We start from the raw sequence: 23,771 nt of genomic DNA on the forward strand, positions 1-23,771 counted from the left end.
GTTAATTATGATAAAATGTCAGTAAAGGAATAGAAAAATAGGGGATAAATCACGATGACAGAACACGAACATGACAATCATATAGTAAATCACTTCTTAGAAAGTGACAATGAATTGCCGATTTATGTTATTTATCAACAATTAAAGGGATACCCTAATGAAATAGATAATATGCGATTGATTTGTCTGCATTGTAAAAGTGATCATAATCAACGAGTTGCCATGGAATATCTATATGCAGTCGGTTTGCTAGAGGAGCTACATGACGTAATAGCAAAAAATCGAACCTCTATTCATAAAAAAAATCGAACGGCAGCACTGGCTTACCAGTTAATGTACGATCGGAAGAATTTATCCAATAAACAAGTCAAACCAAAAATGATAAGGCAATCGATTAAAGAGATTAATCGAATCGAAGCGGAAGCAGATGATGACATTTTTCCTATTTTAAAAGACTTATTACATATTTACTGTTATTTTGACATGCATCAATATGGCAAAATTGGTTTATATAATGATCGTATTAAGATAGGACTGGATCGTCTGATGGATCCTTTATTAAGAGAATTGCTCGAGCATCGTTTGGATGAGACGTTATTTATCTATCATTGGAAACGAAATGAATTAATCCTTTCACGGAAATATGGCTATCGATTGCTTGCCAATACGAATAATGACTACAAAAAAATCGATATTCATAATATGCTTGCACAAGGATACCTGTTTGAAAGCTATGAACAAGCGATACAACATGCCCATTTCGCTTTAGAGCTAGCAAAGAAGACCGCCAATGCACGTGCTGTTTATGGACTGACCAATTACACTATTCCATTTATTTCTGCCTATTATCGAAAAACGGAAGGGCTCGTGACAGAGAATAAAGCAGAGCAAGCTCATATTGCATTAGCAAATGGTAATGTCGAGGAATGTATATCCATATTAGAGGAATTTAACGAGCTGACGCCATTTCAACAATATTATTTAGGTATGGCACGAAAGGATAAGCATTTACTCAAGCAATCCTATCAACGTTTTATCTATGAACGGGACGATTATTTTTATGCGAAGCTACCATTACAAGCATTAAATGCACTTGATCAATAAGGAATGAGAAGATTAATGAACAAAACTCCAGTTTCCATAACAATGACCATGGAAATAATAGATGACGATAATAAAGAAATTACCGTAACAGAAGAGAAAGGTCTGCTAATGGAGAAAAACCAGATGACTGTGCTGACCTTTAGTGAACAGAATGAATATAACGAACGGACAGATTCATTCATTACCATACAACCTGATAAAGTAAGTGTGAAGAGGTCTGGCGCTGTTTCCATGCATCAAAAATTCACAGAAAAGCAACGAACAGAAAATGTTTACAGACACCAGTTTGGAACAATGCATATGGAAACAATGACAGAGCAAATTCAATATCAACAACTAGAGAAGAAAAGAAATGGAAAGCTTTTTATTAGCTATACAACAAGCTTAAATGGAGCAGACCCCAGAAGACATCGGTTAACCATTCAATTCAGCCAGGAAGACAATCGTTAAAATGGAGGTATTAGTATGAATATAATGCAAGAGATGCAAGATAACTTAAAGATGGCGATAAAACAAGCAGTCTTATCGGCAGGCTTAGCAAAAGAAGAGGAAATACCTGCCATTGTGCTAGAACAACCTAAGGATAAAGCGCACGGAGATTATGCAACGAACATGGCTATGCAATTAGCGCGAATTGCCAAAAAAGCTCCACGTCAAATTGCCGAAGAGATAGTACAGAAGCTAGATCAAACAAAAGGATCGATCAAAAAGGTAGAAATAGCTGGTCCTGGTTTTATTAACTTTTTCATGGATAATCAATATCTAACGAATTTAATTCCTACCATCTTAGAGCAAGGGGAGCAATATGGAAAAACAAATGTAGGCAAGGGTGAGAAAATCCAGGTAGAATTTGTTTCAGCGAATCCTACAGGAGACCTGCATTTGGGTCACGCTCGTGGTGCTTCCGTTGGGGATGCTTTATGCAATATTTTAGATAAAGCAGGCTATGACGTCTCAAGAGAATACTATATTAACGATGCAGGAAATCAAATTAATAACTTAGCACTATCTGTTAAGGCTCGTTATATGCAAGCATTAGGTAAGGACTATCCTATGCCGGAGGACGGGTATCATGGAGCTGATATTATCGGAATTGGAGAAAGTCTTGCCAAAGAATATGGTGAAGAGCTTTTGAGTCAACCAGCGGAAGAGCAGGATCGTTTTTTTAGAAAATACGGTTTGGAATTTGAACTAGAAAAGCTCGCAAAGGATTTAGAGCAATTTCGCGTAACCTTTGACAACTGGTTCTCAGAAACCTCTCTCTATCAAGAAGATCGTATAGTACCTGCAATTGATCTTCTCCGCGAAAAAGGATATATTTTTGAAAAGGATGGAGCAACATGGTTCCGTACGACAGACTTTGGTGATGATAAGGATCGTGTTTTAGTAAAACAGGATGGTTCCTATACCTATCTATCACCAGATATTGCTTACCATAAAAACAAGCTGGATCGTGGCTTTGATAAACTAATCAATGTTTGGGGAGCGGATCATCATGGTTATATCCCACGTATGCGTGCAGCGATCCAAGCACTTGGCTATAATGCGGATACTTTAGAGGTTGAAATCATTCAAATGGTAAATCTCTTTGAAAATGGCGAAAAAATAAAAATGAGTAAACGAACAGGAAAAGCAGTCACTTTACGGGAACTAATGGACGAGGTAGGCATTGATGCTATGCGTTATTTCTTTGTCATGCGCTCTGCTGACTCTCACCTAGATTTTGATATGGATTTAGCAAAATCCCAGTCCAATGATAATCCTGTTTACTATGTTCAATATGCCCATGCGCGAATTTGTACCATGTTAAAGCAAGCAGCAGAAAAAGGGATACAACCTACTGACTATGATGCAAGCCTGCTTCAATCAGAAAAAGCAGAGGATCTCTTAAAGCAATTAGGCGATTTCACCCAAGTGGTTGCAGATGCAGCAAGTAATCGAACGCCACACCGTGTAACACAATATATTTTTGACCTAGCATCTGCCCTTCACAGCTTCTATAATGCAGAGAAAGTCATTAACGAAGACGATATCGAAGCAACAAAAGCACGCTTAGCTTTAATGGAAGCCGTAAAAATCACCCTAGCAAATGGCTTACGCCTGATAGGAGTTCATGCACCAGAGAGCATGTAATAGAAAAAGAGGAATAAATCAGTGTTGACTGGTTTGTTCCTCTTTCATAATGTGGTGACAAGTTATACTACAAAAATCTCCGAAGTGGCACACTGATAACCGTTAACAGCTTCATCCACAATGGTTGATGTTTAATCCATGTTAAGGTTAATTTTTTGCTTGTATTCAAGTCATGGGTAAAGCATGCTCTGGCATCCTGATAAAGGGGGTGATCCTTTTTTACGATGACATTGATTTCTTCGTTGAGAAGAAGGCTTCGTTGATCAAAATTTCCTGTGCCAAAATCACAGATCTCCTCATCAATAAACAAAACCTTTCCGTGAAAAAAACCATCCATATATAAATAAGTATCTACACCAATCTCTTGCATTTTTTTTAAATAAGGCATGGCACCGGCCTTTGTAATAGGATGGTCTCCTTTTTCAGGTAGAAGGATCGTAATCTTTACTCCACGTTTTCTTGCATCCACTAGCGCCTGAAGCACAGGTTTTGTTGGGATAAAATAAGGAGAGCCAATTTCAATAGAACGTTTAGCACTGGAAAGCATCGAGAGGATACTTTTTTCAAGGGAATTTGCTTCTGATGTCATGACACAAATGTTAACATCCTCTGCCTTAGCTTCCTTCTCACCAAATGATCGGTCATAGGAAAGACTCGCCTTGTTCCAATCCGTAGTAAAAATTTGACTGAATACTCGAGCAATTTCACCCGTGAGACGAATATGATAATCCTTCCACTTACCGAGCTTTAAATCATTTCCTAAATACTCTTCACCAAGGTTGAATCCTCCTAGATAACCAATCTTTTGATCGATAATTAATAGCTTTCGATGGTTTCTCTGTTGAAGGTGATAAAAAAATGGCGGCCGTGGATGGTTCATCTTGAAAAAAGGGAATCGATTTTTTATCCATTTCTTACGGTAACGAAAGCTTCCTACCCAATCTGCCAGCATTCTAACCTCCACACCTTCTGCATGTTTTTGAGCAAGTAAGCTGTAAAATCTGTTACTAATCTGGTCATTACGAATAATAAAAAATTGCACATCAATCGAAGTTTTGGCATTTTCTATATCCTTTAACATTTTTTCAAAGAGATCTTGCCCTGAATCAAAAAATGTAACATCATCAGAAGAGGTGTTCCATTTCATGCTATGATTATTCCTTGCTGATAACATTTTACCGAGGATGTAATCAATGTATAATAAAAAAATAAAAAGCACTATACATCCAACTATGGTTAAGTAAATCATGAATATCCCTCTTTTCAAAGCTTAATCTTTACATTACCCAATATTAAAGAAAACTATGATAAAATTCCATTATAAAAGCACGTGCGTTTTTCGATTGAATCGGTTAACATTAGAAGGTGTGAAGAATAAACGTGAAATTACTTAATGAGGTGAGAAGATGCAAAAGCTAGTATTCTTTGTAGGGGTCGCAGGAACAGGGAAAACAACCGTGGCAGAAAAAATTGCGGAAACCATACCTTGTGCATTTCTTGATCGCGATACAGTAGGGGGACGTTTTGTTGAACGTTTTCTTGAAATGAATGATTTAGATCCAAATGATCGTGACTCAGATTTTTATAAAAAAAATTTACGTGATTTAGAATATGATACAACCAAGGATATCTGTATAGAAAATCTTCGGGTTGGACAAAATGTTTTCATGATTTCTCCATTTACAGCTGAATTGAAAAATAAACAATGGATTGAAGATGTTATTGCAGCTAGTGGAAAAACAAATAAAGAGGTAGAGGTGAAGGTAGTTGTCGTCACTCTTGACGATATCGAACAGCAGCGAAAACGCATTGAAGAGCGTGGAACAGTAAGAGATACCTGGAAGCTTGACAATTGGGATTCCTATGAAACACGAGTGGATTTTGTTCCAACAATTAATTGGGATATTCCGCAAGACGATATCCATATTTTTGATAATTCAGGAGATTTAACGGAGGAAAAAGTACAAGGATTAATCTCTTTCATTAATTCATAGCATACACTTGTGAAAGATTGTTGCATTTCATTAGGCAAAACCATATAATATGATGGTAGTAGTGACGTTGAACGAAAACATTTGTTTACATAGATTTTACGATAAAGGAGTGCTAAATCGTGAGTTTGCAGAATTTAACAGAAGAAAAAATAGATGAAATGGCAATGATCGATGTTGCGACAGAATTACTAGAAGATGGAAATAAAGCAATGGATTTCCGAGAATTATTTGATAAAGTGGCAGAACTGAAGGGCTTTAAAGAGGAAGAAAAAGATGAAAGGCTCTCCCAATTCTATACAGATTTAAATATTGATGGTCGGTTTATGACAAAAGGCTCTAATCTTTGGGGATTGAAAAAGTGGTATCCAGTAGAAGAAATAGATGAAGATATTACCCAAACACCGAAGAAGAAAAAGAAGAAAAAAGTAACGAAAAAGAAAGCGAAGATCGAAGAAACAGAACTTGATGAAGACTTAAGTGAAGATGATAGTAACATCGGTGATGTCGATCTAGAGGATTTCCAAGAGGAAGAAGATTTCGACATTGAAGATACATTGGAAGATGATGACTTTGATTTCGATGAAGATGACGAGATAGAAGATGAAATAGACGATTTAGAAGACGATGATTTTGATGAAGATGAAGAAAAATAGCCTAAAACTTACTTGACTTTCTACCGCTATCTGAGTACAATTTTACTTGGGCTCCATAAATTAATGGATAATATATAGCGTTCCCCTGGTAGATAGGGGAGCGCTTTTTTATTTTACGTTAGGAAAGTATAAAATTCTACACAGTAGCGTTTCGACGTAGCTGAAATTTTAAGGTACCAAGTATAAGCAAAACTAGGCATTCGCCAAAGGACGAGCGAATGCGAGTTTTTCTAATTAAAAATAGCTTGAGAGTTCCAATATATAGCTCAGGTACTTCTTTCCGAAGACGGAGAGAGTTTCATTAAAAAAAGTGGGAATGAATAAGAAGAGACTTCCATCATTGGTGGCTTTCTTCCTCCCACAAGCTTAATAAATACAAGAAAGAGGGATAAGTGTGACAAAATACATCTTTGTAACTGGTGGTGTTGTTTCTTCCATTGGAAAAGGAATTACAGCAGCATCCTTAGGGCGTTTATTAAAAAATAGAGGATTAAAAGTAACGATTCAAAAATTTGACCCATATATCAACGTGGACCCAGGAACAATGAGTCCATATCAACATGGAGAGGTTTTTGTTACAGATGATGGGGCAGAAACAGATCTAGACCTTGGCCATTATGAGCGGTTTATTGATATTAATCTCAACCAGTATAGCAATATTACGACAGGAAAAATTTACTCAACGGTGATTAAAAAGGAACGTCAAGGTGACTATTTAGGTGGAACAGTACAGGTTATCCCACACATTACGAATGAAATAAAAGATAAAGTATTTCAGGCCGGAAAACAAACAAATGCAGATATTGTCATCACCGAGATCGGTGGTACGGTTGGAGACATTGAATCCCTTCCATTTATTGAAGCGATTCGCCAAATAAAAAGCAATATTGGTCGCGAAAATGTCATGTATATTCATTGTACCCTAGTTCCTTACATTCAAGCGGCAGGGGAATTGAAAACAAAGCCAACACAGCATAGCGTAAAAGAATTACGATCACTAGGGATTCAGCCAGATGTGATTGTTTTACGTACAGAAAGAGAAATTAGTCAAGAAATGAAAGAAAAGATTGCATTATTTTGTGACATTAATGAAAAAGCGGTTATTGAGTCAGGTGATGCAGATACCCTCTATCATGTACCATTAGCAATGCAGGAACAAAAATTAGACCAAATTACTTGTGACCACTTTGGATTAGATTGTGCTCCTGCAGATATGACGGAATGGCAGCAATTAATTGATCGGGTTTTAAATTTAACAAAGAAAGTTACAATTGGTTTAGTTGGTAAGTATGTAGAACTGCCAGATGCCTATATCTCTGTAGTAGAGGCATTAAAGCATGCCGGATTTGCTCATGATGCGGATGTAGAGGTGAAATGGATAAACTCGGAAGAATTAGATCGTGAAAACATCGAAACACAACTAGCAGATGTGGATGGAATTCTAGTTCCAGGTGGATTTGGTGATCGAGGCATTGAAGGAAAGATTGAAGCGATTCGATATGCAAGAGAAAACCGTATACCATTCCTTGGAATTTGCCTTGGTATGCAACTTGCAACAGTAGAATTTGCTCGAAATGTATTAGGGCTAGAAGGGGCGAATTCAGCAGAGATTGATCCACAGACACCGTACCCGATTATTGATCTACTCCCTGAACAAAAAGAAATATCGGAAATGGGTGGTACGCTAAGATTAGGCTTATACCCTTGTCGATTAAAGGATGGCACAAAAACGAAAGAAGTATATGACAATGAAGATGTGGTATACGAGCGTCACCGTCATCGATTCGAATTTAATAATCAATATCGGGAGGATATGGAGGCAAATGGTTTTGTCTTTTCTGGTACAAGCCCTGACGAAAGATTGGTCGAAACTATTGAGATAACAGACCATCCTTGGTTTATTGCCTCCCAATTTCATCCAGAATTCAAATCTAGACCAACAAAACCACAATCATTATTTAAAGGATTCATAGGAGCAACAGTAAAATAATTCTTCATAGAAATTATTAATAAAACGAACGATTCTAATTAGATCGTTCGTTTTTTGCTTACTATATTTACTTTTGCCCAAGCCACTAATCAACATTCTCCTAACTTCGACAAAATTCGTTCCGTTCAGATAAAAAAACATTTCAAAATATTGCAGGATTTTTATTTCTTATATCGAAATATTTTAAAGGATATAATCTTTTGAAAATTATTCTGTGGATGACGAAAAAAGAACATAGTGATAAGCTAAGTTTTTCTATGGTAGCAGAGAAAAGGAGTTGCATGATATGGAAAAAACAGTCTTAGTAGTAGATGACCAAATTGGGATACGAATGTTATTAGAAGAGGTTATATCTCATGAAGGGTATCGTGTGGAGCAGGCCATGAATGGTCAAGAAGCACTTGATAAAATTAAACAGGATAGCCCTGACCTTATTATGTTAGATTATAAGCTTCCAATCATTGATGGGGAAGCACTTGTCCAGCTGTTAGAGGAGGATGGATTTGCCATTCCGACTGTAGTCATGAGTGGATTACCTGAACGAGCGGAAGGTAAAATGAAAAAATATTCCTCTGTTAGAAAAACAATTGGCAAACCATTTCAATTAAATGATATACGGATACTAGTTAATGAAATAATTGGTAATTAATCCTTATTATGCAGTAGAATTGATATTTTTTTATCAAGTAACCGTTTTCCACGGCTTACGTTGTTGCACCTTCTTAAAGGAATTGGTATTCTATTAATGGACACAATCTATCAGTAACAAGATCGGTTGTAAAAGCAATGCTTATATCTATACATATTTTAAAGGAGGAGCAAAACAATGCCATTAGTTTCAATGAAAGAAATGCTAGAAACTGCTAACAAACAACGCTATGCTGTAGGTCAGTTCAATATTAACAACCTAGAGTATGTACAAGCTATCTTGCAGGCTGCAGAAGAAGAAAAATCCCCAGTGATCTTAGGTGTATCTGAAGGCGCTGGAAAATATATGGGTGGATTCAATGTAGTTGTGGCAATGGTGAAAGCAACAATGGAAGCACAAGGTACAACAGTTCCTGTTGCAATCCATTTAGATCACGGTTCTAGCTTCGAGGTATGTGCAAAAGCTATCCATGCAGGCTTTACTTCTGTAATGATCGATGCATCTCATGATCCATTCGAAGAGAACATTGCAGTAACTTCCAAAGTAGTGGAGCTTGCTCATTTCCATGGTGTATCTGTTGAAGCAGAGCTTGGAACAGTTGGTGGTAATGAAGATGGTGTACAAGGTGGAATTATGTACGCAGATACAAACGAGTGTAAAGAGCTTGTAGAACGTACAGGTGTTGACTGTCTTGCACCAGCATTAGGTTCCGTTCACGGTCCTTATCAAGGCGAGCCAAACTTAGGCTTTAAAGAAATGGAAGAAATTAATACCGTTGCAGGTGTACCACTAGTTCTTCATGGTGGAACAGGAATTCCTGTTGCAGATATCCAAAAGGCAATTTCATTTGGTACTTCTAAAATTAATGTAAATACAGAAAACCAAATTCAACAAACAAAAGTAGTTCGTGAAGTATTAGAGGCTAATCCAGAAATGATTGACCCTCGTAAATACTTAGGACCAAGCCGAGATGCAATCAAAGATACAGTAATCGGTAAAATGCGCGAATTCGGTTCTTCTAATAAAGCATAAATAAGATCTAACTGCTCTTTTTTGAAAAGGGCAGTTTTTTATTGTAATCTCCTACCTCTAATCGTTTTATCCTCGAACAATTACAAGAAAAATAATCCTGCTTAGTGTAAAAATATCCAAATTACGTTATAATGGAAGTCGATTGGTTTTTTATCATTTATGAAAGTGCGTATGTAAAATTACCACTTTCTAAAGGTATAGCAGTCATGGAGTTTTCTATCAATATTTTGCATGAATTTGGTAAAAAGGAACACACTAAAAATAGTAAATAATAGTGATGCGATAAATAGCTAGTAATTACCTTGAAAGAGAGGGAATAGGAATGCAGAAACTACTAGTAGAAGGTGGACACCTGCTTAATGGAGAAGTGCGGATAAGTGGCGCAAAAAATAGTGCTGTGGCACTCTTGCCAGCAGCTATTCTTGCGGACTCAAAAGTAATAATAGAGGGTCTTCCAGAGATTTCTGATGTAGAGACATTAAGCTACCTATTAGAAGAAATTGGCGGAACAGTGGAAAAGCATGAACATACTTTACATATTGACCCAAGCAATATGACGGCAATGCCCTTACCTAATGGCCGTGTAAAAAAGCTTAGGGCATCCTATTACTTCATGGGTGCCATGCTCGGTCGCTTTAAGGAGGCGGTGATCGGTTTACCGGGAGGCTGTTACCTCGGGCCAAGACCGATAGATCAGCATATAAAAGGCTTTGAGGCTTTAGGCGCAACGGTAACAAATGAACAAGGTGCAATTTATTTACGTGCAAACGAGCTTAAAGGAGCACGTATTTACTTAGATGTAGTGAGTGTTGGGGCGACCATTAATATCATGCTAGCTGCAGTAAAAGCGAAAGGCAAAACGATTATCGAAAATGCAGCAAGAGAACCAGAAATTATTGATGTGGCCACATTGCTCACAAGCATGGGTGCTAGAATCAAGGGTGCGGGAACAGACGTTATTCGAATTGAAGGTGTAGAAACATTAAAAGGCTGTATGCATACGATTATTCCGGATCGAATTGAAGCAGGAACTTATACGATCATGGCTGCTGCTCAAGGAGAAGAGGTATTAATTGACAATGTGATCCCTCAGCACTTAGAGCCACTGTTAGCGAAATTGAGAGAAATGGGTGTTCCTATCGAAGAAGGGGAGGAACAATTACTTGTTCATAGAGGAAGTAAACTAAATAGTGTGGATATTAAAACACTTGTCCACCCAGGGTTTCCGACAGACCTACAGCAGCCATTAACAGCACTTCTTACGAGGTCAGAAGGGACGAGCGTTGTCACAGATACCATTTATTCTGCTCGATTTAAACATATTGACGAGTTGAGAAGAATGAATGCCCAAATTAAAGTCGAGGGTAGCTCTGCTATTATAACAGGATCTGTGGAACTAGAAGGGGCAAAAGTCAAAGCAAGTGATTTACGAGCAGGAGCCTCACTTATTGTGGCAGGATTAATGGCAAATGGGGTTACAGAGATTACAGGTGTAGAGCATATCGATAGAGGTTATGCGAACATCACGGATAAGCTTAGACAATTAGGTGCGAATATTTGGCGAGAGAATATGACAGAACAAGAAGTAAAACAATTTCAAAATTCCTAATGTGTAAGAAAAGCGCAGACTAATCGGAGTTAGACATCTACTAAATTTATATATGATATAAGAAAAGAGGCAATAACTTGTCTCTTTTTCCTTTTTTTAAATGTGTAAAAAATGAGGGAAATTCGATTTCTTAAAAAAATAGTTGAATATCTCGAAAGAAAAAGGTACTATATAGACAGAATTAAATTCTTACAATTAAATTCTTACTTTAAGCTATCATAAATACCTTCTAAGTATAAATATAATAGCTTCCATCTTTCACTCTTCTTGAGATTTATAATGATCTCGGTGCTCCCATTTTTGAGCTTCCATAACATGATGAACGAATACGATAGTAACTGCAACCGACCAATTGGTAGTGTTTCCTAATTTATTTATGGATAATAGCAATTATTTTCAATATGTTTTTCCGTGTTTATTTTATGAATCTAAAAGAGATGGAATCGTTTCGATAAATTAGAAAAAATATAGGTGTGGTGATTTTGTGAGTGAAGTAACGATCTCAGAATTGGAATCAATGACATTAAAGGAATTGTATGCAAAGGCAAAGGAATTTAAGGTTTCCTACTATGCAAAATTAACAAAAAGAGAATTAATATTTGCCATCTTAAAGGCACAAGCTGAAAAAAGTGGCTATTTATTTATGGATGGTATTTTAGAAATCATCCCGACAGAAGGGTTTGGTTTCCTCCGTCCGATTAATTATTCCCCGAGCGCTGAAGATATATATATTTCTGCCTCTCAAATTAGAAGATTTGATCTAAGAAATGGTGACAAGGTTTCTGGTAAAGTTCGACCGCCAAAGGAGAATGAACGCTATTATGGCCTACTTCATGTTGACGCCGTAAACGGGGAAGATCCTGAGGCAGCGAAAGAACGTGTCCATTTCCCTGCATTGACACCATTATATCCAGATCGATTAATGAATCTAGAAACAGAAACAAAGCAAATCTCTACACGAATTATGGATTTATTAACACCTGTTGGTTACGGACAACGTGGTTTAATCGTTGCCCCTCCAAAAGCGGGGAAAACGATGCTATTAAAACAAATCGCCAATAGTATTGCGGTTAATCATCCAAATACTAAGCTGATCATCCTTTTAGTTGATGAGCGACCAGAGGAAGTAACCGATATAGAGCGATCTGTTGCGGATAATGTTGATGTGGTAAGCTCGACATTTGATGAGGTTCCTGAAAACCATATAAAAGTAGCTGAATTGGTTTTAGAGCGTGCCATGCGGTTAGTGGAGCATAAAAAGGATGTCGTGGTCCTTATGGATAGTATTACACGTCTTGCTAGAGCATACAATCTGGTGATTCCTCCAAGTGGACGAACTCTTTCTGGTGGTATTGATCCTGCCGCATTCCACCGTCCTAAGCGTTTCTTTGGTGCTGCTCGTAATATCGAGGATGGCGGTAGCTTCACGATTTTAGCAACGGCACTTGTAGAAACAGGCTCACGGATGGATGATGTTATCTATGAAGAATTCAAAGGTACAGGTAATATGGAGCTTCATTTAGATCGTAACCTTGCCCAACGACGAATCTTCCCTGCCATTGATATTTTACGTTCTAGTACGAGAAAAGAAGAACTATTATTATCGAAGCAGCACTTAGAAATGATGTGGGCAGTACGTAAAAGCATGCAGGATTCACCAGATTTCCTAGAACGATTTTTACGTAAATTACGTTCAACGAAAAATAATGAAGAATTTCTTGCTTCCATTGAGGAAGAAATGAGACGAAAAGGAACAGCCAAGAATAAGAAAGTAGAGTAAGGCGCAAATCAAAATTATACTTGCATTCGAATGGTGACACTGTTATAATGCTTCTGTATGATTGAAAATGCTTATCGCATAATTTAACTCTGTTTCTTAAGGATTCAGGGCAAAAGGAGTGGACAGACATGAAAGAAGGACTTCATCCAGAATACCATAAAGTTGTATTTCTTGATACAAGCTCTGACTACAAATTTCTAGGCGGATCTACAAAGACTTCTGATGAAACGATCGAATGGGAAGATGGAAACTCTTATCCATTAATTCGCGTAGAAATTAGTTCAGCTTCACACCCGTTTTACACTGGTAAACAAAAAGCTGACAAAGTTGGTGGCCGTGTAGACCGTTTCAAGAAAAAATACAACCTTGGATAATGGCTATTTTTTCAGAAATTTATCTACGGATACTAACAGGATATTGATCCGATTAAAGCAGGCAAATGCTCATACGATTTGCCTGTTTTTTATTGGCATAGAGTGTCATCTATTCAGCAATATAGCTTAAATGGAAGCAAGAATTTAAAAGTATGGGAATATACTTAATGATTAAACTAATATCAGAAGGGAATTCTTCTCCCACTGATGCTAAACGAAACTAGAGAAAGTGAAATGTCGGAAGGAGTCACATTTCCATGAATATCATGAAACATACTGGCTGGCTTGAACTCATATGTGGGAGCATGTTCTCTGGTAAATCCGAGGAACTAATCCGTAGAGTAAGAAGAGCTACATATGGTCATCTCAATATTGCCGTATATAAACCAAAAATAGATAATCGCTATAGCGAGGAATCAATTGTCTCTCATAATGGTGCAGCGATCATTGCGAAACCGGTAGAGAGTGCAGCAGAAATTTTATCAGATGTCACAGAGGATATGGATGTCATTGGAATAGATGAAATCCAATTTTTTGACAAAGAAATTGTGGAAGTAGTTAGTCAATTAGCTAATAATGGCCAACGAGTAATTATGGCTGGACTAGACACGGATTTTCGAGGTGAGCCGTTTGGGCCGATGCCGGATCTTTTAGCCATTAGTGAATTTGTTACAAAGCTTCAGGCGATATGCCCTGTTTGTGGGTCACCTGCCAGTAGAACACAACGTCTCATTAACGGAAAGCCTGCATCCTTTGATGATCCTGTTATTTTAGTAGGGGCTAAGGAAGCATATGAGCCACGATGTCGTCATCATCACGAAGTACCGAACCATCCATATAACCGAAATATCGCAAAAAATTCTAATGCATACTAGCTTTGACGCTTTTTATAAAACTATACTATAATATACGTACCAGTGAAGTCATCACCTGTTTAGGTGAGAAAGAGGTGAAGGACGTGTTAGATCGATTAGAATCGTTAGAGGCGCGTTATGATAAATTAAATGAATTATTAAGTGACCCAGAAGTGATTAATGATTCTCAAAAACTTAGAGAATACTCTAAAGAACAGTCAGATTTACAGGATATCATTGTCGCCTATCGTGAGTATAAAGAGGTAAACTCTCAGCTAGAAGATGCTAAATCCATGCTAGAAGAGGATTTAGATGATGAGATGCGTGAAATGGCAAAAATGGAAATCGCAGAATTATCGGATCAAAAAGAAGACCTTGAGGAAAAACTAAAAGTGTTACTATTACCAAAGGATCCAAATGATGATAAGAACGTTATTATGGAGGTCCGCGGAGCTGCTGGTGGAGATGAAGCGGCACTTTTTGCGGGCGATTTATACCGCATGTACTCACGTTATGCGGAGTCAGAGGGCTGGAAGATAGATGTAATGGATTCAAGCACAACAGGTGTCGGGGGATTTAAAGAAATCGTATTTATGATCAATGGAAAGGGTGCCTATTCGAAGCTAAAATTTGAAAATGGTGCTCATCGTGTACAGCGTGTTCCAGAAACAGAATCAGGTGGTAGAATCCACACCTCTACTGCAACGGTTGTGGTAATGCCAGAAGCAGAAGAAGTAGAAGTCGATGTCCATGAGAAGGATATTCGTGTAGATACGTTTGCATCTAGTGGACCAGGTGGACAAAGTGTTAATACAACGATGTCGGCAGTTCGATTAACCCATATGCCAACAGGAATCGTTGTCTCGATTCAGGATGAAAAATCACAGATCAAGAACAAAGAAAAAGCAATGAAAGTATTACGTGCACGTATTTATGATAAATACCAACAGGAAGCACAAGCAGAATATGATCAAACGAGAAAGTCTGCTGTGGGGTCAGGAGATCGCTCGGAACGTATTAGAACCTATAACTTCCCACAAAATCGTGTGACGGATCACCGTATCGGACTAACGATTCAGAAGCTTGACCAGATTCTTGAAGGGAAGCTAGAAGAAGTGATTGATGCCCTTATTATTGAAGAGCAAGCAAAGAAAATGGAGCAAATAGGTGAATAATATGCCAACCATCACGATATACGAAGCCCTCCGTCGGGCTTCTTCTTTTTTAGAAAATGCGTCCCGTGAACCTAAGGTTGCCGAGATCCTACTGCTGCATGAGCTTGGACTGACAAAAGCTAGCCTTATTAGTAGCTTACGTGATAGCATGACACAAGAAGCGTTTAGTGCCTATATGGATAAAATTAAACAGCATGCTACAACAGGGATTCCAGTCCAGCATTTAACAGGTGTCGAGCAGTTTTATGGCCGTGATTTTACGGTGAATGAACACGTATTAATTCCTCGTCCGGAAACAGAGGAGTTAATTGTGGCTATTTGTGAGACAGTGAGGAGGAAAAATAGAACTGATTTAACCATCTGTGATGTCGGGACAGGAAGTGGAATTATTGCGATAACCTTAGCGCATGAGCTAGCAGAGTGGAAACCGAGAATTTTGGCTACAGATCTATCACCAGAAGCATTAATTGTGGCCAAACAAAATGGAAGAAATCATCAGGCAAAGATTGAATTTTACCAAGGAGATTTTTTATCCCCCTTAATGGAGAAAGGGGAAAAAATTGATCTACTCGTTTCTAATCCACCATATATTGATCCGACTGAGAAAAAATTAATGTCTGATACGGTGAAAAATTTTGATCCAGATTTAGCACTATTTGCACCTAATCATGGCTTAGCAGCATATGAAGCAATTATTCAACAGGCGAAATTCGTTCTGAATAAAGATGCGATCCTAGCCTTTGAGATTGGCTACCAACAAGGAATGGCCGTCTCTGATATCATAAAAACGAAGTTCCAACATGCTAAAGTGAACGTATTGCAAGATATAAACGGAAAAGATCGAATGGTTATGGCAGAATTAATAGGATAAGTAAAAAATTAATAGATTGATTGTTTAAAAGCTTTTGTATTTGCCCACACTGTGACTAATGAACAAGACATCATTACAGGGGGAAGAAAAATGCGAAAGCTTTTATTCATTGCAGTCCTTATATTTATGATTATTGGATTTTTTCCACAAAAAACAACGAGCACGGAAACCTCAGCCTATCAGGTGATTCCTGACGAAGCGATCCGTCTAAGAATTTTAGCAAATAGTGATAAGGAAAAGGATCAAGCACTGAAGCATGCTGTGCGCGATGCTGTGAACGCAGAAGTGACAAAATGGGTAGAAAAAATGGATGATATCGAGGAAGCGAGAAAGCTTATATCTAACAATACTACAGAGCTTGAAGCGATTGTTGAAAAGGTATTGAAGGAGAAAGGTTCTGATCAATCCTATAAGGTTCAATATAGTGATAAAGTGAAATTTCCCACAAAATTATATGGAGATTATTTATACCCTGAAGGAGAGTATGAAGCTATTCTTATTACTCTTGGAGAAGGTGATGGTGCCAATTGGTGGTGTGTTGTATTTCCGCCATTATGCTTTCTAGATTTTTCATTTGGTACTACTGTTCAAGCAGAAGAAAAGGAAGAAAATGAGGAAGAAAAGAAAAAGGAAGAGCAAGATAAAAAAGAAGAAAAAGAGGAAGATGAAGAGGAAGTAAAGTATACCTTTTTCTTTCTCGAATGGTTTGATTTTTAGTGGAAAAAGTTCCTATTCTAATGAATAAATCTATCATTTGTTTCATAGATTATAGTAAATAAATGATAGAGGTGGAGAATAGTGAAATTACAAGCAACTAATACAGTAACAGATCAGGAATTTGCTCAATTTTTTGAAAATAAGATGTCATGGATAACGGATGATAGAATGAAGCAATATGGCTATTTTGTGGAGCAAGACGAAAAGCCTATTGCTTTCTTCTGTCTATATCCTGTGGATAAATCTAGCTATTGGTTACGTGCATTTATTATGAAAAAGGGTGCACCCTTTTCCTTACCATTAACTATTATTCAATCAGCCGAAAATTTAACTTATAACTATGGTGCGGAAAAATTATATGTGCAAAGTAGATCAGAAACTGTGGATCAATTGTTAAAGCAATTGAGTTATCAACAAATTCCACAAGGTCCATCCACTGAAAAACAAGGACAATGGTGGATAAATGATCATCTAAATGTGGACAAAACGGAAGGTTATACACAAAATGTGAACTGAATGTGCATAACATTCACAAGAATTGTGGATAAATATTCATGTTAAATATCATTTTTGTGGATAAAACAAGATTTACCCACAGAACTCCTTCCTTTCTGTGGGTAAATCTGTTGATAACTCCATCGGCTTGCACATTTTAAGAAATCCCTCCATAATAATGCTAGACATACGAAAATCGAGGGATAGTAAATGGAAACAAAAATGTGGAAAACAGATGAACAATCATTAAAGGAAGCAGCTCAATCGATATTAAATGGTGAAGTAGTAGCATTTCCGACCGAGACGGTGTATGGCTTAGGAGCAGATGCTACGAATGAGCATGCTATAGCAAAAATCTTTCAAGCAAAAGGAAGACCAGCTGATAATCCACTAATTGTTCATGTAGACGCACCCAGTCAAATCGGCCGATATGTGCAGGAGATTCCAGAGGCTGCACAAAAACTCATCGATCATTTTATGCCAGGTCCTTTTACCATTATTTTAAAAAATAACAAAGAGATTACACCACTTGTTACTGCTGGATTAGATTCGGTTGGGATCCGTATACCGAACCATCCGATTGCAAGAGCGTTCATTCAAGCAACAGGTAAACCGATAGCAGCACCAAGTGCTAATCTCTCAGGAAAACCGAGTCCAACAAAAGCCAATCATGTATTGGAGGACTTAAAAGGGAAGATTAGTGGAGTAATTGAAGGTGGTGCAACAGGAGTTGGTTTAGAATCAACCGTTGTCGATGCTACTGGAGAGATTCCTATTATTCTTAGACCAGGCAATGTAACACTCGAGGATATTAAAAAAATCGTGCCAAGTGCAAGGATGACCAATGCGATACAAAAACAAGACAATCAGCCTAAATCACCTGGGATGAAATATAATCATTATGAACCTGATGCCCCACTATATGTCGTACATGGAGATAGTGATTTTTTTCAGAAGCAGATCGATCTTTATCGAAAAAAACATTATAAGGTTGGTGTTTTAGCAAGTGATTCATTAATGGATGAACTAGACGCAGATCAACTATTTCCTTGTGGGGAAAACGACAAAGAAATAGCCGCTAAGCTGTATGATGGACTACGATATTTTAATCATACGAATGTTGATCTAATTTTAGCAGAGGCCTTTTCCACAGATGGGGTGGGCCAAGCTATTATGAATCGGCTGTCAAAGGCAGCATCTGACCATCTTTACCAAACAAAATAACGATCATAACCGCCCCCTTTTCCGCATATGCATAGGTGAAAGAAGCATGTCCGAAGAAGGGGGCACATTAATTGTGACGATACTACCAGTAGGAGAAGTTTTATCGATTATTTTCATGGCATTTGCGCTCGGAATGGATGCCTTTTCAGTAGGGTTAGCAATTGGTATGCAAGAAATTCGTTTGAAAAGAATTTTTACGATCGGTTTAACGGTTGGCATATTTCACATTGTCATGCCATTTATCGGGTTATTACTCGGTACGATGATCTCCACACAAATTGAAGGGATTGCGATATTAGCGGCAGGGCTTTTATTATGTGGTATAGGGTTTCAAATGGTTTTACAAACCTTTCAAAAAAGGGAAAGTAATATTCTCGCACCAAGTGGATTGGGGCTATTCGTATTTGCATTTACCGTTAGTCTGGATAGTTTTTCTGTCGGATTGTCCTTAGGTTTATCTGGACTAGCTACAGCCCTAGCGATTACTTTGTTCGGTATTTTTAGTACAGTATTAACATGGACTGCTTTATTAATTGGTCGTAGAACCCATCACTTATTAGGAACATATAGTGAAATCCTAGGGGGAAGTATTCTGTTTGGTTTCGGCTTACACATATTATTTTAACAACTTCTCATCTTTTCCAAAAATATGATATAGTGAAACTGATTGGACATTGTAGCAATGGAGGATCAAGTGAAACATGAAAATATTATTTGTTTGTACAGGGAATACATGTAGAAGTCCGATGGCAGAAGCCATTCTTAAGGATATTTCCAATTATGAAGTGAAGTCTGCCGGGCTAATGGCAATAGATGGATATCCAGCATCACCAGAAACGATCCAAGTATTAAATGAAAAAGGGATTAAGCATCAACACCAGTCATCTCAAATAACATCGGAATTGCTTGATTGGGCAGATCTTGTATTAACCATGACAGTCGTTCATCGTGATAGCTTGAAGCAACAGTTTCCGGAGCATGCTCCCTCTATTTTTACATTAAAGGAATATGTGGATCCTGAAATAGAAGTAGCTTGGAAAAAGCTTACGAAGGCATATGCCTCCTTAGAAGAGGCCAAATGCCAAAAGGATACAGCGAAACAAAAGGAACTAATCGACGAAATAAATAGCTGGGAAAAGAAGATGCAGGATCTCGATATTTCAGATCCTTTTGGTTCAAATGTCACAACCTATAAAAAAACTTATGATGAACTAGCAATTTATCTTGCAAAATTAGTAAAAAAGTTGCAAAATAGTAGTAGTTAAATAGTCATAAATAGGGGTGTGGCAGTATGGGGAAAAAAGGCGGGAAAAGTCTACGTTTTAAATTAGTGATATTTACTACTCTATTAGCAATTATTACTTATTCAACAAGTGCTTTATTCATCTACTTTTTGCAAGGATTCATCAACGAATTTGTGGAGATACCAGAATCATGGTACGTGTTAGGAATATTACTATTAGGTATTATTTGGTCAGGTATCTTAGCATTCGCAGCAGGTGGTTTTATTACACGACCATTAGTCACATTGAAAAATGCTGCGACTAAAGTAGCAGAAGGAGACTTGCAGCATGAAATGGACACAACAGATGCAAAGGATGACGAAATCGGTGCATTGACAATCGCTTTTCAAAAAATGGTCACTCAGTTAAAGTCTGTTTTGACAGATATTGATGAGCATGCAACAGAAACGATTGATTCTGTCCAAAACATGAAAAAGGCAGCTTCACGTTCGAAGCTACACTCTGAAGCTTTGGAACAAACGATTAGTCAAATATCCTCAGGTGCTGAGGAAACCTCTGAAGCTATTCAAGAAACGGCGCAATCTGTAGATCATTCCACAAGGCTAGCTAGTCAAGTGGATGAAAAGGCAGGAGACTCTCAGCAGAAATCGAACGCAATGGTTCAACAGCTTCAAGAATCGAATCAAATTATCAATGGTCTAATCACAGGCATTCTTCAAATAGCCGAAAATCAAGAAATTGCTTTACAGGACGTTCATCGCTTACAACAGAAAGCAAAAGAAGTAGAGAATGTTATTTCTCTCGTTGGCGACATTAGTGAACAGACCAATTTATTGGCTTTAAATGCATCGATTGAGGCATCACGTGCTGGGGAAGAAGGCAAAGGCTTTGCGGTAGTTGCCGAGGAAGTGCGAAAATTGGCAGATCAAAGCTCACAGGCCGTACAGAGCATTTCTGATTTGATCAAGGATATGCAAAGTGATGTAAAAGGTGTCGTGAATGCCATGCAAAAACAAGTGGAAGAAACAAGAAACGAAATGACAAAAGGGGAGCAAACAACGGCTGTAATCGATGAGATGTCTGGTTCTGTTCTTAATGTTGCTGAATCTATAAAGGAAATTTCTACTCTAGTGGATGATCAATTGAAGGAAATGGAATCTACGCAGGCAAAATCGCAAAATGTAGCAGCAATTGCAGAGGAAACCTCGGCAGGATCAGAGGAAATGAGAGCAACGATAGAGGAGCAAGCTGATTTTGCTGAAAATCTTGAGAGCTTAGCGATAAATTTAGAAAAACAAGCACAAAACTTGAAAAATCAGATCGGGCAATTTAAGCTAAGCTAAACAATACTTTTTTTTACAAGAGGGAGTTTGGTATCGCATGAAGGTCATTTTAGCATCAGACCATGGTGGAATCCATTTATCAAAGGAAATCGCTTCATTATTGGAAGAATTGAATATTGAATATGAAGATATTGGATGCAACTGTGCCGATTCTGTTGATTACCCTGATTATGGAATTCCAGCAGCAGAACGAGTAGCAAGCGGAGAATTTGATCGTGGTATTCTTATTTGTGGAACAGGAATTGGCATGTCGATTGCTGCGAATAAGGTAAAAGGTGTTCGTGCGGCATTAGTGCATGATGTTTTTAGTGCAAAGGCAACTCGAGAGCATAATGATTCCAATATGATTACGATGGGAGAGCGCGTGATCGGTCCAGGACTTGCTCGTGAAATTGTTAAAACATGGATCGGAACAGATTTCCAAGGTGGTCGCCATGCGAATCGAATTGGCAAAGTCACAGAGTACGAAAATCAATAAAGCGTATAGGAAGTGAAGCACAGCATGCAGCTTGATCAATGGGCTCAAGATATACGTGAAATCCTGGCAGAGTGGAGAGAGTCTAAGATCCTACAGCCAGGAGATGTTTTTCTGGTTGGTTGTTCCACAAGTGAAGTGGCGGGAGAACGGATTGGAACTTCAGGCAGTGAAGAAATAGCGGAAATGATTTTTCGGGAATTACAATTTTTCAAGGAACAAACTGGTATTCACTTAGCTTTTCAATGCTGTGAGCATTTAAATCGTGCCATCGTTATCGAAAAAGAAGTGATGCAGAAACATAATTTAAGTCAGGTCTCCGTCGTGCCAGTGAGGACCGCTGGAGGGTCTATGGCAGCATATGCGTATAAGCATCTTCCTGATGCTGTAGTGGTGGAGCATATTCAAGCAGATGCGGGTATGGATGTTGGTGAGACGATGATTGGCATGCATTTAAAGCATGTAGCGGTACCACTCAGATTTAAACAGCGATATATAGGACGTGCAAGGGTAAATCAAGCAATGACAAGGCCGAAGTTAATCGGAGGCCCAAGAGCAAAATACGAATGAAATATTTTAAAAACATGCGCCTTTAAAGTAAATCACGAATAAAGGTGCATGTTTTGTTCAATTTATTCGTAAAAGGACTAGAAATATTTCACAAATAATGTTATTTTAGAAATAGATTTAGGTAAAAACGAATGTTTCTGCGAGATATCTTCGTTAAGAATCATCTGATAACCAAAACGGATTTAGGGGGAGCAAACGATGGAGCATCTTAAAAACTTTGATCCAGAACTTTTCCAATCGATGGAAGATGAAAGAAAGCGACAAAATGACAAAATTGAATTGATCGCATCAGAGAACTTTGTATCTGAAGCAGTAATGGAGGCGCAAGGTTCTGTACTAACGAATAAATATGCCGAAGGATATCCTGGTAAACGTTACTACGGTGGCTGTGAGCATGTGGATGTAGCAGAGGATCTTGCGCGTAATCGTGCCAAAGAATTATTTGGTGCAGAGCATGTTAATGTTCAGCCACATTCAGGTGCACAGGCGAATATGGCTGTCTATTTTACCATCCTAGAGCCAGGAGATACAGTACTTGGAATGAACTTAAGTCATGGTGGACACCTTACACACGGAAGTCCTGTAAATTTCAGTGGAAAGCTGTTTAACTTTGAGGAATATGGTGTGGATAAGGAGTCAGAGCAAATTGATTATGAGGAAGTTTTGGCTAAAGCAAAAGAAGTCAATCCGAAATTGATCGTAGCAGGTGCTAGTGCCTATCCACGTCAAATTGATTTTCAAAAATTCCGTGAAATTGCCGATGCAGTCGATGCCTATCTTATGGTAGACATGGCGCACATTGCAGGTTTAGTGGCAGCTGGATTGCATCCAGACCCAGTTCCTCATGCCCATTTTGTGACAACTACCACACATAAGACGTTACGCGGCCCTCGTGGTGGGATGATTTTATGTAAAGAAGAATTCGCCAAGCAAATTGATAAAACCGTTTTTCCTGGCATGCAAGGCGGCCCTTTAATGCACGTGATTGCAGCTAAAGCTGTTGCATTGAAGGAAGCATTACAACCTTCTTTTAAAGAATATGGTGAAAATATTATCAAAAATGCGAAACGATTCGGTGAAGTATTACGTTCAGAAGGAATTCGCACGGTTTCAGATGGAACGGACAACCATTTATTACTATTAGATGTTCGTGGTCTTGATCTAACTGGTAAGGATGCAGAAAAAGCATTAGACGATGTAGGCATTACAACGAACAAAAACACGATACCATTCGATCCAGAGAGCCCATTTGTCACAAGTGGTGTACGTCTTGGTACTGCTGCTGTTACAAGCCGCGGATTCCGTGAGGCGGAGATGGAAGAGGTAGCTAAAATCATCGCACTTACTTTAAAAAATACAAAAGATGAAAAAGTCCAAGAAGAAGCAAGAGAAAGAGTGCAAGCATTAACCGCAAAATTCCCTCTTTATCAAAGATAATGAATAAGACCCTTGTCATGATGGCAGGGGTTTTTATATGCCTTTGCT

Annotated in this window: 24 protein-coding genes; 23 read left to right on the forward strand and 1 reads right to left on the reverse strand. The window is 38.1% G+C overall.

What is annotated here, in order from left to right; genetic code table 11:
• The first annotated feature begins 54 nt into the window (after nt 1-54).
• Genes ACZ5R4_RS16055 through argS form a run of 3 tightly spaced genes read left to right on the forward strand, consistent with a single transcriptional unit; the run spans nt 55 to nt 3,237 of the window.
• Complete coding sequence (locus tag ACZ5R4_RS16055) at nt 55-1,104, forward strand: AimR family lysis-lysogeny pheromone receptor (protein WP_109985435.1); 1,050 nt, start codon at nt 55-57, stop codon at nt 1,102-1,104.
• A gap of 48 nt (nt 1,105-1,152) precedes the next feature.
• Nucleotides 1,153-1,554 carry a YwiB family protein gene (locus ACZ5R4_RS16060; protein ID WP_464367613.1) on the forward strand — a complete coding sequence of 134 codons (402 nt, stop codon included), beginning with the start codon at nt 1,153-1,155 and terminating at the stop codon, nt 1,552-1,554.
• A gap of 15 nt (nt 1,555-1,569) precedes the next feature.
• Nucleotides 1,570-3,237: an arginine--tRNA ligase gene (argS, locus tag ACZ5R4_RS16065; protein ID WP_109985434.1), complete on the forward strand. Its 1,668-nt coding sequence runs from the start codon at nt 1,570-1,572 to the stop codon at nt 3,235-3,237.
• A gap of 67 nt (nt 3,238-3,304) precedes the next feature.
• Here the strand turns inward: argS and ACZ5R4_RS16070 are convergent, their stop codons facing one another.
• Nucleotides 3,305-4,384, reverse strand: a complete 1,080-nt coding sequence (locus tag ACZ5R4_RS16070) for a phospholipase D-like domain-containing protein (protein WP_277679676.1) — start codon at nt 4,382-4,384, stop codon at nt 3,305-3,307.
• Between the two features lie 259 nt (nt 4,385-4,643).
• Between ACZ5R4_RS16070 and ACZ5R4_RS16075 the strand changes: the two genes are divergently transcribed.
• The 20 genes from ACZ5R4_RS16075 (at nt 4,644) to ACZ5R4_RS16170 (ending at nt 23,723) form a co-directional block, all read left to right on the forward strand.
• The gene (locus ACZ5R4_RS16075; RefSeq protein WP_277679677.1) at nt 4,644-5,231 is read left to right on the forward strand and encodes a P-loop nucleotide/nucleoside kinase family protein; all 588 of its coding nucleotides are present in this window, start codon (nt 4,644-4,646) and stop codon (nt 5,229-5,231) included.
• Nucleotides 5,232-5,350: 119 nt separating this feature from the next.
• Complete coding sequence (gene rpoE / locus ACZ5R4_RS16080) at nt 5,351-5,884, forward strand: DNA-directed RNA polymerase subunit delta (protein ID WP_054861232.1); 534 nt, start codon at nt 5,351-5,353, stop codon at nt 5,882-5,884.
• 394 nt (nt 5,885-6,278) lie between these two features.
• Nucleotides 6,279-7,874 carry a CTP synthase gene (locus tag ACZ5R4_RS16085; protein ID WP_109985431.1) on the forward strand — a complete coding sequence of 532 codons (1,596 nt, stop codon included), beginning with the start codon at nt 6,279-6,281 and terminating at the stop codon, nt 7,872-7,874.
• Between the two features lie 286 nt (nt 7,875-8,160).
• Nucleotides 8,161-8,523: a response regulator gene (locus ACZ5R4_RS16090; protein WP_109985430.1), complete on the forward strand. Its 363-nt coding sequence runs from the start codon at nt 8,161-8,163 to the stop codon at nt 8,521-8,523.
• Nucleotides 8,524-8,700: 177 nt separating this feature from the next.
• Complete coding sequence (fba, locus tag ACZ5R4_RS16095; RefSeq protein WP_054788798.1) at nt 8,701-9,555, forward strand: class II fructose-1,6-bisphosphate aldolase; 855 nt, start codon at nt 8,701-8,703, stop codon at nt 9,553-9,555.
• Nucleotides 9,556-9,877: 322 nt separating this feature from the next.
• On the forward strand, nt 9,878-11,164 hold the full coding sequence (locus ACZ5R4_RS16100) for a UDP-N-acetylglucosamine 1-carboxyvinyltransferase (protein ID WP_054788799.1): 1,287 nt from the start codon (nt 9,878-9,880) through the stop codon (nt 11,162-11,164).
• A 484-nt stretch (nt 11,165-11,648) separates the two neighbouring features.
• On the forward strand, nt 11,649-12,944 hold the full coding sequence (gene rho, locus ACZ5R4_RS16105; protein ID WP_109985429.1) for a transcription termination factor Rho: 1,296 nt from the start codon (nt 11,649-11,651) through the stop codon (nt 12,942-12,944).
• Between the two features lie 128 nt (nt 12,945-13,072).
• Nucleotides 13,073-13,318, forward strand: a complete 246-nt coding sequence (locus ACZ5R4_RS16110) for a type B 50S ribosomal protein L31 (RefSeq protein ID WP_054861228.1) — start codon at nt 13,073-13,075, stop codon at nt 13,316-13,318.
• Nucleotides 13,319-13,575: 257 nt separating this feature from the next.
• On the forward strand, nt 13,576-14,193 hold the full coding sequence (locus ACZ5R4_RS16115; RefSeq protein WP_109985428.1) for a thymidine kinase: 618 nt from the start codon (nt 13,576-13,578) through the stop codon (nt 14,191-14,193).
• Nucleotides 14,194-14,276: 83 nt separating this feature from the next.
• On the forward strand, nt 14,277-15,347 hold the full coding sequence (prfA, locus tag ACZ5R4_RS16120; RefSeq protein ID WP_054788802.1) for a peptide chain release factor 1: 1,071 nt from the start codon (nt 14,277-14,279) through the stop codon (nt 15,345-15,347).
• Nucleotide 15,348: 1 nt separating this feature from the next.
• A complete protein-coding gene (gene prmC / locus ACZ5R4_RS16125; RefSeq protein ID WP_109985427.1) occupies nt 15,349-16,218 on the forward strand; it encodes a peptide chain release factor N(5)-glutamine methyltransferase in 870 nt (289 codons plus the stop codon).
• A 90-nt stretch (nt 16,219-16,308) separates the two neighbouring features.
• On the forward strand, nt 16,309-16,935 hold the full coding sequence (gene spoIIR, locus ACZ5R4_RS16130) for a stage II sporulation protein R (protein WP_054861225.1): 627 nt from the start codon (nt 16,309-16,311) through the stop codon (nt 16,933-16,935).
• 81 nt (nt 16,936-17,016) lie between these two features.
• Nucleotides 17,017-17,451 (forward strand): hypothetical protein, encoded by a 435-nt coding sequence (locus ACZ5R4_RS16135; RefSeq protein WP_054861224.1) that lies wholly within the window; start codon nt 17,017-17,019, stop codon nt 17,449-17,451.
• 189 nt (nt 17,452-17,640) lie between these two features.
• On the forward strand, nt 17,641-18,654 hold the full coding sequence (locus ACZ5R4_RS16140; RefSeq protein WP_464367614.1) for an L-threonylcarbamoyladenylate synthase: 1,014 nt from the start codon (nt 17,641-17,643) through the stop codon (nt 18,652-18,654).
• Nucleotides 18,655-18,700: 46 nt separating this feature from the next.
• Nucleotides 18,701-19,279 carry a manganese efflux pump MntP gene (locus tag ACZ5R4_RS16145; protein ID WP_109985424.1) on the forward strand — a complete coding sequence of 193 codons (579 nt, stop codon included), beginning with the start codon at nt 18,701-18,703 and terminating at the stop codon, nt 19,277-19,279.
• Nucleotides 19,280-19,355: 76 nt separating this feature from the next.
• Complete coding sequence (locus tag ACZ5R4_RS16150) at nt 19,356-19,919, forward strand: low molecular weight protein arginine phosphatase (protein ID WP_464367615.1); 564 nt, start codon at nt 19,356-19,358, stop codon at nt 19,917-19,919.
• Between the two features lie 26 nt (nt 19,920-19,945).
• On the forward strand, nt 19,946-21,241 hold the full coding sequence (locus ACZ5R4_RS16155; protein ID WP_109985422.1) for a methyl-accepting chemotaxis protein: 1,296 nt from the start codon (nt 19,946-19,948) through the stop codon (nt 21,239-21,241).
• A gap of 37 nt (nt 21,242-21,278) precedes the next feature.
• Nucleotides 21,279-21,719: a ribose 5-phosphate isomerase B gene (gene rpiB, locus ACZ5R4_RS16160; RefSeq protein ID WP_054788805.1), complete on the forward strand. Its 441-nt coding sequence runs from the start codon at nt 21,279-21,281 to the stop codon at nt 21,717-21,719.
• Between the two features lie 24 nt (nt 21,720-21,743).
• Nucleotides 21,744-22,286 carry a TIGR01440 family protein gene (locus ACZ5R4_RS16165; RefSeq protein ID WP_054861222.1) on the forward strand — a complete coding sequence of 181 codons (543 nt, stop codon included), beginning with the start codon at nt 21,744-21,746 and terminating at the stop codon, nt 22,284-22,286.
• A gap of 198 nt (nt 22,287-22,484) precedes the next feature.
• Complete coding sequence (locus tag ACZ5R4_RS16170) at nt 22,485-23,723, forward strand: serine hydroxymethyltransferase (RefSeq protein ID WP_054861221.1); 1,239 nt, start codon at nt 22,485-22,487, stop codon at nt 23,721-23,723.
• The last annotated feature ends 48 nt before the right edge of the window (nt 23,724-23,771 follow it).

Source organism: Gracilibacillus sp. JCM 18860 (genome assembly GCF_055395245.1).